This window comes from Stenotrophomonas sp. YJH_SMC_27, assembly GCF_059369815.1.
The window spans coordinates 107955-124209 of record NZ_JCAFTA010000011.1; the positions used below are offsets into that span (position 1 = coordinate 107955).

Consider the following 16255-nt stretch of genomic DNA (forward strand, 5'->3'; position numbering starts at 1 on the left):
GTTTTCAGGCACGTACGGCCCCGGGACTGCACGGGAACCGCTACCGTGGAAACTGATCGCCCTGTGCTGCACGCGCAGGAGGTGCGACCAATGGACGCCTTTGTACGCGCTGGGCACGTCGGCGCAGATAACCTATTGGTACTAGCCCCCCGGTTCAGGTGGCGCAGGTGCCTACACTGGCGCCACACCGCCCAGACACGGGAAGGCCGGTGGCCCGGGCTGAACGGCCGGGCGCGTCCTTGCGAAAGTTTCGGCCCCTGCGGCCGTTGTTGTCCTGTCCACACGCAATCCGAGAGAGCCGCACCCAACATGCGCCCGAATCCCACCTTGCTGGCCCTGTCGCTGGCCGCCCTTCCCGCCTTCGCCTCGGCCGCCGATTTCGACAACTGGCCGACCAAGTACGCCTTCGGCGACGGCACCGAACTGGCCGCTACCGCCAACATCGCCTACGACTACAACGATTTCTCCTCGGGCAGTGGCCTGGAGGATGACGACGCGGTGCGTCGCAAGGAGTTCGGTGCGACGCTGAAGAAGAAGGGCGTTTACGACGCGATGGTCTACTACGACTTCCAGTCCGATACCTGGCTGGACGTGTTCGTGCGCTTTGAAAGCAAGGCCTTCTTCGGCCGCGACATCGGCCGCTTCCGCTTCGGCTACATGAAGACCCCGGTCGGCCTGGACGCGAACACCTCTTCGCGCGCCGGCAGCTTCCTGGAAACCGCGCTGCCCGTGCAGGCCTTCTACGCCGGCCGCCGCACCGGCGTGGAATGGGTGCTGGAGCGCCCGCAGTACCTGCTGCAGGCCGGCGCCTATGGCGGCAAGGACCTGCAGGGTGACAACCCCGGCACCACCCAGGCCGTGCGTGCGGTGTGGACCCCGGTGAAGGCGCCGGGTGACGTGATTCACCTGGGCCTGGCCTATTCGCAGGAGAATCCGCGCGGCTACAGCGATGGCCGTGACGTGCACCACGAGGCCAGCGCGCGCTTGCGTGCACGCCCGGAAGCCGGCCTGACCGACATCCGCTATGTCGATTCCGGCGCGCTGGTCACCGCCGACCAGATCCGCCGCACCGGCCTGGAAGGCATCTGGATCCGCGGTCCGTTCTCGCTGCAGGCCGAAGCCCTGCGTGCCACGGTCACCCGCCATGACGGCAAGCCCGACTACACCGGCAGCGGCCAGTACGCGATGGCCAGCTGGGTGCTGACCGGCGAGTCGCGCCCGTACAACGCAGGTGCCGTGGCCAACATCAAGCCGGCGCACGACTACGGCGCGGTGGAACTGGTGGCCCGTTACAGCCGCTTGGACCTCGACGATGGCAGCATCCTTGGTGGCCGCCAGCACGACCTGACCCTGGGCGCGAACTGGTACCTGACCAGCCACTTCAAGTTCCAGGCCAACTATGTGAAGGTCGACGCCAGCCGTCGCGGTGTGCACAGCACGCCGGAGATCTTCGAACTGCGCGCGCAGATGCACTTCTGACCCCTTCCACGTCAGACCCCGGCGGGCGTGCACGTCACGCCCGCCGGCCCTGCGTAGACTGCCGCCATGTACCGGCTCAGCCGCCACCGGATGCTGTTGCTGACCCTCCTGGTGATGGTCGGTGGCACCGTGCTGTGTGCGGTCGCCGCCGGCCACTACGCCTGGCGGCGCGCCCTCGGCGAGGAAAGCAGCCAGGTGCAACGCCAGCTGCAGCTGTACGGCCAGGGCCTGCAGCAGCGCATCGACCGCTTCGGCACGTTGCCGCAGGTACTGGCGCTGGATCCGGATCTGCTGCACGCCCTGCGTGTGCCGCCCTCGCCCACCGAACAGCAGCGGCTGAACCTCAAGCTGCAACGCGCCAATGAAGTCACCCGTGCCTCGACCCTGACCCTGGTCGGCCACGACGGCGTGGCAGTGGCGGCCAGCAACTGGGACCAGCCGACCAGCAACGTCGGCGAGAACTACAGCTACCGCCCCTACTACCGGCAGGCACTGGCGCAGGGCCGCGGCCGCTTCTACGGCATCGGCATGACCACCGGCGTACCCGGCTACTACCTGTCGCAGGCCATCGAGGAAGGTGGCAAGCGGCTCGGCGTGGTGGTGATCAAGGTCGAGCTGTCGGCGCTGGAACAGGAATGGTTGAGCAGCCCGGACGTGGTGCTGGCCAGCGACGACCATGACGTGGTGTTCCTGGCCAACCGTGACAGCTGGCGCTACCGCCTGCTGCGCCCGCTGGGCGCCGATGAGCGCCGCGAAATGCTGGACGCCCGCCAATACGCCGACCGCGCGTTGCAGCCATTGCGCGCGCGTACTGAAGACGTGCTTGCCGATGGTGGCCGCATGGTGCGCCTGCTCGATCCCGTACTGCCGCAGCCGATGCTGTGGCAAAGCCTGCCGCTGCCCGCCGAAGGCTGGAACCTGCATCTGCTGCACGACGCCGGCGCCGCCACCGCCGCCGGCCGCGCGGCCGCACTCACCGGCGGTGCCGCGTGGCTGGCGCTGGGCTTCCTGGTGCTGTTCGTGCAGCAGCGCCGACGCCTGGCCAAGCATCGCCTGCGCAGCCGCCGCGAACTGGAAACCCTGCTCAAGCAGCATGCACAGGAACTGCGCACCGCACAGGATGGCCTGCTGCAGGCGGCCACCGACGCCGACAGCGGACTCAGCCGCAGCCTCGAACACCTGCCGCAGGGCGTGGTGGTGATCGACCGCGAACTGCGCCTGGTCGCGTGGAATTCGCGCTATCTGGAACTGTTCCGGTTCCCGGCAGACCTGGTCCGCGTGGGCCGGCCGATCGAGGAGTTGTTCCGCTTCAACGCACGCCGTGGCCTGCTCGGTCCGGGCCCCGTCGATGAAGCAATCGAGCGTCGCCTGAACCACCTGCGCAGCGGCCGCCCGCACATGCGCGAGAGCGAGAAGGACGACGGCACGGTGCTGGAGATCCGTGGCAATCCGCTGCCTGACGGCGGCTTCGTCACCAGCTATGCCGACATCACCAGCTACAAGAACGCCGCGCGCGAACTGCGCTCCCTGGCCGATGCGCTGGAACACCGCATCGCCGAACGCACCCGCGACCTGGACGAAGCACGCCGCGAAGCCGAGCAGGCCAACCGCTACAAGACCCGTTTCGTTGCCTCGGCCGTGCACGACCTGCTGCAGCCCCTCAACGCGGCGCGCATGTTCGTCTCGGTGCTGCGCGGCAAGCTGAGTGACCCGGCGCAGCAACAGACCAGCGACCACATCGATGCTGCATTGGCCGCGCAGGATGCGATCCTCAACAGCCTGCTGGATATCGCGCGCCTGGAATCGGGCAGCCTGCCCACGCGCGTACAGGCGTTCCGGCTCGGGCCTTTGCTGCAGACGCTGGCACGCGAGTTCGGCATCGCCGCGCAGTCACGTGGGCTGGTGGTCGACTGGGTCGATACCGCTGCGGTGGTGGTCAGCGATGAAGCGCTGCTGCGCCGCATCCTGCAGAACTTCCTGTCCAACGCACTGCGCTACAGCGAACGTGGCCGCGTGCTGCTCGGCTGCCGTCGCCGCGAAGGCCTGCTGTGGATCGAAGTTCACGACCAGGGCCCCGGCATTCCCGATGCGCTGCAGGGCGAGATCTTCGAGGAGTTCCGCCGCCTGCACGACGGCCAGCAGCGCGGCGCCGGCCTTGGCCTGGCGATCGTCGACCGCATCGGTCGGCTGCTCGGCCACCCGATCCGCCTGCGCTCGCAGCTGGGCCGGGGCAGCGTGTTCGCGGTGGGCGTGCCGTTCGGCGAAGCCAGCGCGATTCCCGCTACTGCTCCTGTGCCGGTGCTGATGCAGGAACCGGCCGCGGACAACCCGCTTCGCGGTCGCCGGGTGTGGGTGATCGACGACGATCCGCACGTCTGCGCCGCCAGCCGCGCGCTGCTGGAGCGCTGGGGCTGCGAGGTGGCGCTGGCCGACGGCCCGCAGGCGGCGCTGCAGCTGGCGGCAACAGGCGCGGTGCCAGAGCTGGTGCTGCTGGATGTGCGCATGGGTGACCACCATGGCCCGGTGCTGTACGAGACATTGGCAAAGCTGTGGCAGGCCCGTCCGCCGGTGGTGCTGGTCACCGCCGAGCGCGATGCGGGATTGCGTGAGATGGCTGCCGAACGCGGTTGGGGAATGATGGCCAAGCCGGTGAAGCCGCCGGCGCTGCGGGCGCTGATGAGTCAGTTGCTGATCCGGCATCGCGGATAGTTTCCAGCCAACAGCGCAGCCCCTCGTGGGTGGTCGCGCAAAGCAGTTCATCGGTGGGGCCGGGTAGATGGGCTGCACAGGGGGCGCTGCAAGTACGTCCCTGTGCAGCCCATCTACCCGGCCACGGACACGTTCCGTGCGCGTCCACCCTCGGAGAAGAAAAAAGATCAAAAGCGGGTCGCGCGCTGCGCTTGCTCGTGTAGAGCCGAGCCCATGCTCGGCTGCTTTCCGGCCGGTCCGCGAAGCCGAGCGTGGGCCCGGCTCTACAAAAGGCGGCCTGACAGCCTGCTTTTGCTTTTGATCTTTTTTCTTCTCCGTGGGTGGCAGGCCACCGAAATCTGTCAGAGGCCGGTCGCAGCTTCTGCTTTCAGCGACCAACCCAAACCCACCCACGAGGGGCTGCGCCGTTGGCCGGAAACTACAACCCGATGCCGGCGTCGCCCTCAGGCTCCAGCGCCTTCACCAGTACCGCTGCCTGTGTGCGGCTGTGGCATTCGAGCTTCTTCAGGATCGCAGTGACATGTACCTTCACCGTGTTCTCGGCCAACCCCAGCGTGTAGGCGATCTGCTTGTTGAGCAGGCCATCGGCCAGGCACAGCAGCACACGGAACTGCTGCGGGGTCAGCTGGGCCAGGCGGCTGGCCAGCAGTGCGTCGGCCTCGGAGCGTTCGGCGGCCATCGCCGGGAACCACAGGCCACCATCGAGCACCGCCTGCACCGCCTCGCCGATGGTCTCGGCCGGAGCAGACTTTGGAATGAAACCCGCCGCGCCGAACTGCTGGGCACGACGGATCACCCGCGGATGGTCGTTGGAGGAGAGGATCACCACCGGAATGTCCGGATGCGAGCCGCGCACGTGCAGCAGCGCGGAGAAACCGTGCGCGCCGGGCATGGTCAGGTCCAGCAGCACCAGGTCCACATCCGGGTGGGCATCCAGCGCTTCGGCCAATGCCTCGGCGCTGGCGACTTCGCGCACCTGCGCCAGCGGCAGGCTCTGCCGCAACGACTGCACCACCGCCGAACGCAGCAGCGGGTGGTCATCGGCGATCAGGATGGTGTATTCGCTCATGCCGCCATTGTACGGGCAGGTCGCCGCCTCAGCGCCCTGCCGGCTCCACGCTGCTGCGCCAGGCATCGAGGAACTGGCGACGCTTGAGCGCGTCCAGGTACACCAGCAGGCCCGGGCCGAGCTGGATCGGGCGGCGGCTGCGGCCCGGCGCATCATCGCCGCGCGCGTTGCCGGTCACGATCGGCATCAGCCGTGCCTCGCGCGACAGCACCTGCTGGCCGCGTGGCGACAGCAGGTAGTCGAGGAAGCGCCGGGCTTCTTCCGGGTGTGGGCCGGTACGCGGGATCACTGCGGTACGCAGCACCACCAGCGTGTAGTCCTCGGGCTCCACAATGCCGAGCGGGGCACCCGCGTCGACGCGCGCCTGCGCGTAGGAGCCGAGCACGTTGTAGACCAGCGACAGCTGTCCGCTGGCCACCTTGTCCAGCAGCACGCCGGTGCGCTCCTCGCGCACCACGTCGTTGTCACCCAGCGCGCCCAGCAACGCACCGGCGATGCTGCCACGCTGCGCATCCTGGGTAGACAGCAGGTAGCCGACGCTGCTGCGCTCGATGTCATAGGTGCCGACCCTGCCGCGCAGCGGTGCTCCCTCGGCGCGCAGCCGGTCCAGCAGCTGCCGACGCGTGTGCGGCACCTTCGCGGCCGGCAGCATGCGGGTGTTGTAGACCATCACCACCGGCTCGTAGCTGATGCCGAACGCCTCGTTGCGCCACTGTGCCCAGGCCGGCAGTGCGGCGGTCTGCGCCGAACGGTGTGACAGCGCGTGGCCATCGTTGACCAGCTTGGTCTGCAGATCCATGCCGCTGGAGATCAGCAGGTCCGGCGATGCCGGTCCGGCGCGGTCGTGCAGGTAACGCGCGTACAGGTCCTGGGTGATGATGTCCTCGTACACCACCTCGGTGCCGGGATGCAGGCGCTGGTAATCGGCGATCACCACCGCGAACACTTCGATGTCGGTGGTGCCGTGAATGCGCAGCTGCGCAGTGGCCTTTGCCTGGGCCGGGAAACGGCGTACGTCGCCGGGCGCGGCCAGTACCGGCAGGGCCAGCAGCAAGGCAACGGCAGCAGCGAACAGGCGGATCATGGACTGCTCCGTGGCAGGCGGATGGTGGCGACCAGCCCGCCCTGCGGGCGGTTGCTCAGGTCAATGCGGCCGCCATGGCTGTCGACCACGCGCTTGACGATGGCCAGGCCCAGCCCGGCACCACCTGAGGGCGCGCCTTCGCCACGTGCGAAACGCTCGAATACGCGCTCGGCATCGGCCGGGGCGATGCCTGCGCCGTGGTCGGCGATGGTCAGCACGGCCTGCTCGCCTTCCACGGTAAGGGCAATCTGCAGGTCGCCGTCACCGCCGTACTTCAGTGCGTTGTCGACCAGGTTCTTGATCGCCTCGCGCAGCAGCAGCGCATCGCCGTGCACCAGTGCCGGTTCGGCGGTCATCGCCAACTGCACGCGCGGCGCCGGACCGGCCTGCGGCAGCGCTTCATGCAGGGCCTGGTGCACGGTCTCGGCAAGGTCCACCGCTGCAAAGCGCTGCAGATGCGAACGATGGATCACGCTGGCATCGCTGAGCAGCTGGTTCAGCAACCGGCTCATGTGGGTGGCATTGCGCTCGATCGCCTGCAGGCTGCGCCGCATGTCTTCGGGGTCGTCGTCGTCCAGCGCAAGCTGTGCCTGCGCGCGCAGGGCAGCCAACGGCGTGCGCATCTGGTGCGCGGCCTCGGCCATGAATGCGCGCAGTGTCTCGTTGCTGCTGGACAGGCGTTCCATGAAGCGGTTCAACGCCGCCACCATCTGGTCCATCTCGCGCGGCACGCGCGCGTCGAGGGGCTTCAGGTCGGACGGCTCCCGTCGCGACAGCTCGCGCTCCACCCGCACCAGCGGCCGGAATGCGCGATGCACGCCGAACGCCACCAGCGCCAGCAGCAGGCCGGACAGCACGCCGATCGCCAGCAGTGCGCGATTGACCATGTCCTGCGCGACGGCCTCGCGCGCACGCCGGGTCTGGCCCACCTGCACCTGCACCTCGCCCTGCGCCGAGGCCGCGGCGAAACTGCGGCCGACCACCACGAAGCGCACGGTCTCGCCGCTGTACGCCGCATCAAACAGTTGCGGCTGCGTGCCCGGACGGCGCGGCGGCGACGGCAGATCGCCATAACCTGTGATCAGGTTGCCGCGGCTGTCGGCCACCCGATAGAACACGCGGTCTTCCGGGGCCATCGCCAGCAGGTCCAGCGCCGCATAGGGAAGATCGACCTGCCACTGGCCGTCGACCAGGGCCACCGAATCGGCGATGGACAGCGCCGAAGACACCAGCAGGTGATCGTAGGAACGGTTTGCCGCACGCTGGCCATAGTCGCGCGCGGCGAACAGCAGCGCCACCGCGAATACCGCCAGCAGCGCGCCGAGGTAGAGCAGCAGCGTGCGCCGCAGCGAACCCGGTGCGGCGTTCGCAGCGCGTGCGTCAGCCATCGGCGTCGGCGCTGCCATCGCTGGCTTCCAGCAGGTAGCCGACACCGCGCACCGTGGTGATGCGCAGCGGTGCGCCGGCCAGCTTTTTCCGCAGGCGGCCAACATACAACTCGATGGCGTTCGGGCCCGCTTCGTCATCGAAACCAAACAGGCCGTTGCCGATCTCGTCCTTGCCGACCACCTGGCCAAGACGGCCGACCAGGATCTCCAGCAGGCGGTACTCGCGATTGGGCAGTTCGATCGGTTCGCCGTCGAGGCTGACCCGGTGCGCAGCGTTGTCGAACTGGAAGCCGCCAATCTGCACCACTTCGCTGGCCTGGCCACGCGCACGCCGCAGCAGCACACGGCAGCGCGCTTCGAACTCGCGGAAATCGAACGGCTTGCCCAGATAGTCGTCGGCGCCCACATCCAGCGCCTGCACGCGATCCTCGATGCCATCACGCGCGGTCAGCATCAGTACCGGCGTGCTGTCACCGCGCTCGCGCATGCCGGCCAGCACGCGCAGGCCATCGAGCTTGGGCAGGCCGATGTCCAGCACCACCAGGTCGAAGCTCTGGTAGCGCAGCACGCTGGCGGCGGCCAGGCCATCGGCCTGCCAGTCCACGGCGTGCCCACTGCGGCGCATGCGGCGGATGATCGCATCGGCCAGATCCGGGTTGTCTTCGACCAGCAGCAGGCGCATGGGCACGATGGTGGGAGGGGAAGCGAATGCTACCGCATGACGCCGGGGCCGCCCGCCGGGCCATGCCTGGCGACCATTTACGCTGCACCGCACAAACCGCTGACAGGACGATGACAGCTACGGCGACCCAGACTGCGGCCGCGCACCGTCCGGTGCCCACGATTGCCGCGCGCCTGGCGCGCACCTGGGAGGGTTTGTGGAATTCACGTTTGCCTGGCGGCGTCCTGCCGCCATGATGGCGCTGGCTGTCCTGTCGGCGCCGGCCTTCGCTGCCGAAGACGACCGTCCGGTCACCGCCACCCTGGGTGGCCGCCTGCACCTGGACTTCGCCACCTTCGATAATGACAACCGGGGCACCCCGAACAAGGACGACACCGAAATCCGCCGTGCGTGGGTTGACGTGTCCGGCAAGTTCTTCGTGGTCGACTACAAGCTGGAAGCCGATTTCTCCGGCGACCGCGTCGAGGCCAAGGACGTGTACCTGGCGCGCAGCTTCGGCAAGGCCGGCAAGCTCACCGTCGGCCAGTTCAAGCAGTACTTCTCGCTGGATGACCGTACCAGCTCCAACTACGGCAGCTTCCTGGAGCGCGGCAACGCCGGCACCACGCTGGCGCCGCTGTACCGCCTGGGTGCGTCCTGGCAGGCCAACCCCGGTGACTTCACCTGGGCGGCCAGCCTCTACAGCCTGGAGAGCATCGACGCCTGGCAGGTGAAGGGCCGTGCGGCGGGTGGCCGCGTCACCTGGGCACCCTCGCCCAGCGACGGCGACGTGCTGCACCTGGGCCTGTCGCTGGCCCGCGAGGCCTACGACAATCCCGGCGCCAACGGCGTGCCCGGCCTGCGTATCCGCCCGCGCCCGGCCGGCCATCTGTCCGACAACAGCCGCCTGACCTTGGTCGACTTCTCCGCCGGCCGCGATACCGACGTCAACAAGTGGTCGCTGGAATACGCGCAGGTGCGCGGCCCGCTGTCGTGGCAGGGCGAGTTCAGTGGCGCCACCTTCGACGACGGCGCCCAGCGTGGCGATGTAATGGCGGCCTACGGCATGCTCAGCTGGTTCGTCACCGGCGAAAGCCGTGCCTACGATCGCAAGACCGGCCGCTTCGCGCGGGTGAAGGACATCCGCCACAAGGCCGGGGCCTTCGAAGTGGCGCTGCGCTACGACCAGATGTGGGGCGCGCAGCATCTCGACGGTGCGCCGGACCTGCGTCGCGGCAGCACCGAAGCCTGGACGCTGGGTGGCAACTGGTACCTGCGCGACAACCTGCGCTTCATGCTCAACGTGATCGAAAGCCGCAACCGCGACCGCTTGGCCGGGGTGACGGTGGACCGCACGCGCGCGGTCACCGGCCGCCTGCAGTACGACTTCTAGGCCCGACATTCCGGGCATTCCGCCCGGGCCCCTTCCACTCCCCACGTCCTGTTTTCGCAAGGAGTCCGCAGATGATGCTGAGCATCCTCGGCTTTGGCATGGTCATTACGTTCATGTACTTGATCATGAGCAAGCGCCTGTCGCCGCTCGTCGCCCTGATCACCATCCCCATCCTGTTCGCGCTGATCGGTGGCTTCGGTGCCGGCATCGACGAGATGATGCTGGAGGGCATCAAGAAGATCGCACCCACCGGCGTGATGCTGATGTTCGCCATCCTCTACTTCGGGGTGATGATCGACGCCGGCCTGTTCGATCCGCTGGTGCGGGTGATCCTGCGCTTCGTCAAGGGCGACCCGATGAAGATCGTGCTTGGCACCGCGGTGCTGGCGATGCTGATCTCGCTCGATGGCGATGGCTCGACCACCTACATGATCACCGTCTCGGCGATGCTGCCGCTGTACCAGCGGTTGGGCATGAACGCGCTGAACATGACCTGCGTGACCATCCTTGCCGGCGGCGTGATGAACCTGACCCCGTGGGGCGGCCCGACCGCACGCGCGGCCACCGCGCTGCACGTGGACCCGGCCGACGTGTTCGTGCCGCTGATCCCGTCGATGGTGATCGCCTGTGCCGGCGTGCTGCTGCTGGCCTGGTACCTGGGCCTGAAGGAACGCCGTCGCCTGGGTGTTGTGACCCTGCCCAAGGGCGGCAGCTGGATGGACAACAGCGTGTCCGACGACAGCAACGCGCTGCCGACCGTGGAAGATGCCGAAGACATCAAGCGGCCGAAGCTGCTGTGGGTGAACCTGGCACTGACCGTGGCGCTGATGACCGCGCTGATCATTGGCGTGCTGCCGATGCCGGTGCTGTTCATGGTCGGCTTCGCCATCGCCCTGGTGATCAACTATCCGAACCTGGCCGAGCAGCGCCGCCGCGTGGTCAACCACGCCGGCAACGTGCTGTCGGTGGTGTCACTGATCTTCGCCGCAGGCATTTTCACCGGCATCCTCAACAACACCGGCATGGTGGAGGCGATGTCGCACAGCTTCCTGGCCGTGATTCCGGAATCGTGGGGCCCGCACCTGGCGGTGATCACGGCGGTGGCGTCGATGCCGTTCACCTTCTTCATGTCCAACGACGCGTTCTACTTCGGCGTGCTGCCAATCCTGTCCGAGGCCGCCGGCAATTACGGCATCACCCCGGTGGAAATGGCGCGCGCCTCGCTGGCCGGCCAGCCGGTGCACCTGCTCAGCCCGCTGGTGCCGTCCACCTACCTGCTGGTGGGCCTGGCCAAGGTCGAATTCGCCGACCACCAGAAGTTCACCCTGAAGTGGGCCATCGCCATCTCGATGCTGCTGATGATCGGCAGCCTGCTGTTCGGCCTGTATCCCCTTGCCGCCTGACCCTTTGCCAAGGAGCCTTCTGCAATGACGCTTCGAATCGCTTACGTCACCAGTGGAATGGGCAGTGTCGGCACTGCCATCTGCCAGAGCCTGGCCCGCAGCGGCCACACCGTGGTTGCCGGCTGCGCGCCGAACTCGCCGCGCAAGGCCAACTGGCTGCGCGAGCAGCGCGAACAGGGCTTCGACTTCATCGCCTCCGAAGGCAACGCGACCGACTGGGCCTCGACCAGCGCGGCGTTCGCCAAGGTCCGCGCCGAAGTCGGTGAGGTCGATGTACTGGTCAACAACTCCGGCGGCAGCCGCGACCTGCTGTTCCGCCAGATGACGGTGGAGGACTGGAACGCGGTGATCGCCTCCAACCTCAACGCGCTGTTCAACCTCACCAAGCAGGTGGTCGACGGCATGGCCACGCGCGGCTGGGGCCGCATCATCAACATCGGCTCGGTCAGCGCCCACAAGGGCCAGATCGGCCAGGTCAACTACGCCACCGCCAAGGCCGCGATGCATGGCTTCAGCCGTGCGCTGGCCGCCGAAGTGGCTTCGCGCGGCGTCACCGTCAACACGCTGTCGCCGGGCTACATCGCCAGCCAGGCGATCAGCAGCTTCCCGCCGGATGTACTGGACCGGCTGGCAGCCTCGGTGCCGGTACGCCGCCTGGGTCGCCCCGAAGAAGTGGCCGGCCTGTGCGCGTGGCTGGCCTCGGATGAAGCCTCGTACGTGACCGGCGCCGACTATCCGGTCAACGGTGGCCTGTACATGGGGTGAGCCCTCCCCACGGAGTGCGCGGGGCCGGTGAACCTTCGTTCGCGAGTGGGATCCGGCCCCTTTTCTATCGGGTAGCAGGACACGCACGGGGGCCTGCGTCGTTCGTTGGTTTTTCGTAAAGAAGGTTTCATGTTCCGTTCGCATAGTGGCCATGCACCGCGCACGCGTGCCGGTGCCCCCCCCCCATGCAACGGACCACCATGCAGACCCGACACCTGACGATCGCCGTGGCGATCGCGCTCTCCGCCGCCGCCAGCGCCCATGCCGCCACCGCTGCCGACACCGGCGCCAGCACCGACGCCGCACTGAGCGCGCAGACGCTGGATACCGTCTCCGTGATCGGCCAGGGCGAGACCCGCCAGGTGCAGCGCATCACCGCGGTCGACAAGCAGGTGCTGCCTCCAGGCACCAGTGGCCAGAAGATCCTCGACCGCCTGCCGGGCGTGTCGGTGCAGTCCAACGATGCCTTCGGCGCGAACGAAGAATCGCAGACCATCAGCCTGCGCGGCTTCGACAAGAGCCGCCTCGGCTATACGCTGGACGGCATCCCGCTGGGCGACAACAGCTACGGCAACTACAACGGCCTGAGCATCGCCCGCGCGATCATCGCCGAGAATCTGGCCGGTGCCGAGTTGTCGCAGGGCATCGGTTCGCTGGGCGTGGCCTCGACCAGCAACCTGGGCGGCACCATCCAGTACTTCTCGATGGACCCGTCCACCGAGTTCGGTGGCCGCGCCAGCGTCACCGTCGGCGACAACAGCCAGCGCCGTGGCTACCTGCGCGTGGATACCGGTGACATCAACGGCTTCTCGGCCTATGTGTCCGGCGTGCACCAGGACCAGGACATGTGGGCCGCGCCCTACCAGAACCAGACCACCCGCCAGTTCAACGCCAAGGCAGTGTGGAATGTCGGCGACCACCGCTTCGGTGCGTTCGTGGCCACCTCGCGCGCCAGCCAGGCCAACTACGCCTACCTGTCCAAGGACATGCTGGCGCGTGGCCTGGGCTGGGATTGGAACATCTACGCGCCGGACTGGGATCGCGCCGTGGCCGCTGCGTACTGCGCGCCGGGCACCTACAACAAGGCACGCTGCAAGTTCAGCGGCGGCGTCAACAGCATCGACGATGCCTACTACCAGAGCCGCGCATTGCGCGACGACAACCTCTATTCGGTCGATGCCGACCTTCGCCTGGGCGAGCAGGGCCGCCTGAAGCTGCTGGCCTACCACCACGACAACCGTGGCCAGGGCCACTGGTGGGCACCGGGCCAGCCATCCTACCCGGGCACCGACAGGATGCTGCCGATCTCGATCCGCAGCACCAACTACACGATCAACCGCGATGGCCTGACCGCCGCATTGTCGTGGACGGTGGGCATCCACGAACTGGAAGCCGGCCTGTGGTACGAGCAGAACGACCATAACGTGTCGCGCAACTTCTACTACATCAGTGGCCCGTTCCTGGACGACCTGTACCTGAAGAACCCCGACCGCCTGCTGTTCAACCAGGACTTCGACATCCGCACGCGCCAGTTCTACGTGCAGGACCGCATGCGCTTCCTGGACCAACGGCTGACCGTAGACGTGGGCATCAAGAGCCCCAACACCCGCATGCGCGCCACCGCCCAGCCGGGCGTGGAAACCCGCATCGCCTCGGGCACGCTGACCGCCAAGGAATCGGTGCTGCCGCAGGTGGGCCTGGGCTTCAAGCTCAACGCCAACAACGAGCTGTTCGCCTCCTACGCCGAGAACATCGCCGCCTTCGTCGGCGGTGGCAGCGGCGGCCCGCTGCAGGTGTCGCCGGAATCGTTCGCGGCCAGCGCCGGGCTGGAGCCGGAGAAGTCCAAGAGCCTGGAAGCCGGCTTCCGTACCTTCGGCGAGAAGTACCAGGCCTCGATCGCGGCCTACAACGTGAAGTTCGACAACCGCCTGCTGTCGCTGAACCCGTGTTCCAGCATCGAAGTCGGCACGCGTCCGGAGTGCGTAACGCGCTTCATCAATGTCGGTTCGGTGAAGAGCCACGGCGCGGAACTGACCTTCATCCTCAAGCCGATCGACGGCCTGCAGTGGTACAACGCGCTGTCCTGGAACAAGACCACCTACGAGGATGACTACACCTCGGGCGGTGCGATCGTACCGGTGGCCGGCAAGATCACGGTGGATACGCCGCAGCGCATGGCCTCCAGCGAGATCAGCTGGAACCGCGACGGCTTCTTCGCCAGCCTGCGTGCGAAGTACACCGGCAAGCGCTACTACACCTACACCAACGACCAGTCGGTGCCGGGCGTGACCACCTTCGACGCTGGTGCAGGCTACGACTTCGGCCCGGGCCTGGGCCTGCGCAACGTGCGGGTGTCGTTGAACGCGACCAACCTGACCAACAAGCGCTATGCCGGCCAGCTGAGTTCGTTCGCGCCGACCGATCCGAAGGGCACGCGGTATGCGATCCATGCGAGCGCGCCGCGGCAGCTGTTCATGACGGTGGCGGCGGAGTTCTAAGTCGAAAGCGTTGCTCCGCGGCGTCTTGATTATCATCGCGGGGCAGGGCCGGATGGGCCGGCGCAGGACACGCCGTAAACCCATCCATGGGGGCTCGATGGCGCCATCCATGGCGTCAACGGTCCTGCGCCGGCCCATCCGACCCTGCTCGACGGTTTCCCGCGCCACGGTGCGGAAGGCAAAGAAGAGCAAAAGCAAAGAGCCGGGCATTGCCCGGCTCTTTGCTTTTCAAGCGCAATCCCTTCGGCGCGGTGATGTGCTGCCGCCCGCGCGGGAAACTGTCTGGCGGCGGTGGCGCACCCTGGCCAGGACCGTAAGGCGCATGGATGCGCCGATCGAGCCCCCATGGATGGGTTTACGGCGTGTCCTGGCCAGGGTGCCCCACCGCCGCCCAGCGATATCCATCGAGGCGCCAGCGCATCATCCCGCCAACGCATTTCATTCCGGCGCCAGCTGGTCCATCCGTATCCGGTTGGCGAACAGCGAGAACGCCAGCATGCCAGCCAGGCCGTTCGCCCGGCTCACCCAGTGCGGCAGCCAGCGCGGCGGCTTCAGCACACCCGCTTCGAACAGTGGCGCGAACGCAATCGCATCGGTCAGGCTCATCTTGCCGGCAAACAACCAGCGGCAGACCTGCAGGCGGTCCTCGGCCAGCATGTGCCGGAAGAAGGTATGCACCGACACCAGCCCGCGCAGGTACACCGTGTCCTTGGTGAACGCCAGGCCACCATTGGGCGGCACGCCACGGAACACGCGCTGTGCCGAGGCGAAACTCTCCTCCGGGTTCTGCCCGGCATCGCAGAAATAGCGGAACACTTCGATGAAGTCGGCGCCTTCGCGTGCCATCGCGATCGCTTCGGTGCGCAGGCTGATCCGCTTCAGGCGCTCGATGTCGATGCTGCCGGTGATCTGTTCGGCGAAGGTAGCCAGCCCTTCCTGGGTGGCCGTCACCCGCGGCGAGGACAACGCCAGGCTGGGCAATACCGGCTGGCCGCGACCGTTCAATGCGGTGAGCGAATGCACCAGCGCTTCATGGTGGAACAGCTGCGCGCGGTCGTAAGCGCTGAAGCGCGCGCTGGTACGCAGGCGGATGCGGGTCGGTCCGGCAGCGGCCTTGGACACCAGCTCCGGATCCAGCTGAACCTGGATGATGCGCGATTCGAAGAACGCATCCAGATCGTTCTGCAGCTGCAGCTGCAGGGCAATGGCCGAGACCGGTACCTGCTCTTCCGGCGCCAGCAGTTCGTGATCGAGTTCGGTAGCGATCTGGATGAAGTGGCGCGCTGCGTCGCGCGTGCTCGGACCATTGCCCGGCAGCGGCTGCTCGGGTGCGCCGAACAGCTGCACCGAACAGGTATCGACTGCCGCAGTGCCCAGCCCCTCCAACAGCTGCGCGGCCAGATCCCAGCTCTGCGCCGACTGCTGCACATAGTGGCCCAGCGGGTGGCTGTCATCGCAGTCGCCGGCGATCGCGGCCAGCGCACGGCGCTCCTCGCTGAAGTCGAGCCGGGGGTAATCCACTTTCGGCAGCACCGGCTGGCCGCGCGCCACGCTTTCCAGGAACGGGGCCTGCACCGTGGCCGGCCAGCTGGTCAGGCCCAGCAGGCGGATGCCCCCCACGGCCTCGACCAGGCGCGCATCGAGCGCTGCATGGTGGGCCACGTCACGGTCCAGCGTCGCAGTCGGTTCCATGCGCGGACTATAACGCCCTGCCGTGTCCGGCGCCGTGCGCCGCCGCCCGAGCATCGGCCCGGGCGCTACAGGGAATGATTCCACCGCGAACCAAGTGTAGAGCCGAGCCCATGC

Annotated in this window: 11 protein-coding genes; 6 read left to right on the top strand and 5 right to left on the bottom strand. The window is 67.5% G+C overall.

The features are described from left to right. The first annotated feature begins 309 nt into the window (after positions 1–309). Positions 310–1479, top strand: coding sequence for an OprO/OprP family phosphate-selective porin (locus AC5P7R_RS16400; protein ID WP_111098062.1), 1170 nt, complete (start codon positions 310–312; stop codon positions 1477–1479). Positions 1480–1545: 66 nt separating this feature from the next. Then, positions 1546–4188: a hybrid sensor histidine kinase/response regulator gene (locus tag AC5P7R_RS16405; RefSeq protein WP_227852077.1), complete on the top strand. Its 2643-nt coding sequence runs from the start codon at positions 1546–1548 to the stop codon at positions 4186–4188. A gap of 418 nt (positions 4189–4606) precedes the next feature. On the opposite strand, the gene AC5P7R_RS16410 is transcribed toward AC5P7R_RS16405, so the two are convergent. The 4 genes from AC5P7R_RS16410 to AC5P7R_RS16425 are packed head-to-tail and all read right to left on the bottom strand — an operon-like array spanning position 4607 to position 8411. Continuing rightward, positions 4607–5257, bottom strand: a complete 651-nt coding sequence (locus AC5P7R_RS16410) for a response regulator (protein ID WP_005414428.1) — start codon at positions 5255–5257, stop codon at positions 4607–4609. A gap of 28 nt (positions 5258–5285) precedes the next feature. Further along, a complete protein-coding gene (locus AC5P7R_RS16415) occupies positions 5286–6341 on the bottom strand; it encodes an ABC transporter substrate-binding protein (RefSeq protein ID WP_021204358.1) in 1056 nt (351 codons plus the stop codon). Next, a complete protein-coding gene (locus AC5P7R_RS16420) occupies positions 6338–7729 on the bottom strand; it encodes a sensor histidine kinase (RefSeq protein ID WP_031270791.1) in 1392 nt (463 codons plus the stop codon). Before AC5P7R_RS16420 ends, AC5P7R_RS16415 begins: the two co-directional genes overlap by 4 nt. Next, positions 7722–8411 (bottom strand): response regulator transcription factor, encoded by a 690-nt coding sequence (locus tag AC5P7R_RS16425; RefSeq protein WP_019662067.1) that lies wholly within the window; start codon positions 8409–8411, stop codon positions 7722–7724. The genes AC5P7R_RS16420 and AC5P7R_RS16425 overlap by 8 nt, the downstream gene beginning before the upstream one ends. A 232-nt stretch (positions 8412–8643) precedes the next feature. Here AC5P7R_RS16425 and AC5P7R_RS16430 point away from each other — a divergent pair, with 232 nt between their 5' ends. The 4 genes from AC5P7R_RS16430 (at position 8644) to AC5P7R_RS16445 (ending at position 14449) form a co-directional block, all read left to right on the top strand. Further along, the gene (locus tag AC5P7R_RS16430) at positions 8644–9783 is read left to right on the top strand and encodes an OprO/OprP family phosphate-selective porin (RefSeq protein WP_227854058.1); all 1140 of its coding nucleotides are present in this window, start codon (positions 8644–8646) and stop codon (positions 9781–9783) included. Between the two features lie 74 nt (positions 9784–9857). After that, entirely contained in the window at positions 9858–11186 is a 1329-nt protein-coding gene (locus AC5P7R_RS16435; RefSeq protein WP_227854059.1) for a CitMHS family transporter, read from the top strand. A 24-nt stretch (positions 11187–11210) separates the two neighbouring features. After that, entirely contained in the window at positions 11211–11951 is a 741-nt protein-coding gene (phbB, locus tag AC5P7R_RS16440) for an acetoacetyl-CoA reductase (RefSeq protein WP_005419193.1), read from the top strand. A 200-nt stretch (positions 11952–12151) separates the two neighbouring features. After that, the gene (locus AC5P7R_RS16445; protein ID WP_197575521.1) at positions 12152–14449 is read left to right on the top strand and encodes a TonB-dependent receptor; all 2298 of its coding nucleotides are present in this window, start codon (positions 12152–12154) and stop codon (positions 14447–14449) included. Between the two features lie 438 nt (positions 14450–14887). Here AC5P7R_RS16445 and AC5P7R_RS16450 read toward each other — a convergent pair whose 3' ends face one another. Next, entirely contained in the window at positions 14888–16141 is a 1254-nt protein-coding gene (locus tag AC5P7R_RS16450) for a flavohemoglobin expression-modulating QEGLA motif protein (protein WP_346483727.1), read from the bottom strand. Positions 16142–16255 lie beyond the last annotated feature (114 nt).

Coding starts and splice junctions, on each gene's coding strand:
- AC5P7R_RS16400 (WP_111098062.1), top strand. CDS start 310: ATGCGCCCGAATCCCACCTTGCTGGCCCTGTCGCTGGCCGCCCTTCCC.
- AC5P7R_RS16405 (WP_227852077.1), top strand. CDS start 1,546: ATGTACCGGCTCAGCCGCCACCGGATGCTGTTGCTGACCCTCCTGGTG.
- AC5P7R_RS16410 (WP_005414428.1), bottom strand. CDS start 5,257: ATGAGCGAATACACCATCCTGATCGCCGATGACCACCCGCTGCTGCGT.
- AC5P7R_RS16415 (WP_021204358.1), bottom strand. CDS start 6,341: ATGATCCGCCTGTTCGCTGCTGCCGTTGCCTTGCTGCTGGCCCTGCCG.
- AC5P7R_RS16420 (WP_031270791.1), bottom strand. CDS start 7,729: ATGGCTGACGCACGCGCTGCGAACGCCGCACCGGGTTCGCTGCGGCGC.
- AC5P7R_RS16425 (WP_019662067.1), bottom strand. CDS start 8,411: ATGCGCCTGCTGCTGGTCGAAGACAACCCGGATCTGGCCGATGCGATC.
- AC5P7R_RS16430 (WP_227854058.1), top strand. CDS start 8,644: ATGATGGCGCTGGCTGTCCTGTCGGCGCCGGCCTTCGCTGCCGAAGAC.
- AC5P7R_RS16435 (WP_227854059.1), top strand. CDS start 9,858: ATGCTGAGCATCCTCGGCTTTGGCATGGTCATTACGTTCATGTACTTG.
- phbB (WP_005419193.1), top strand. CDS start 11,211: ATGACGCTTCGAATCGCTTACGTCACCAGTGGAATGGGCAGTGTCGGC.
- AC5P7R_RS16445 (WP_197575521.1), top strand. CDS start 12,152: ATGCAGACCCGACACCTGACGATCGCCGTGGCGATCGCGCTCTCCGCC.
- AC5P7R_RS16450 (WP_346483727.1), bottom strand. CDS start 16,141: ATGGAACCGACTGCGACGCTGGACCGTGACGTGGCCCACCATGCAGCG.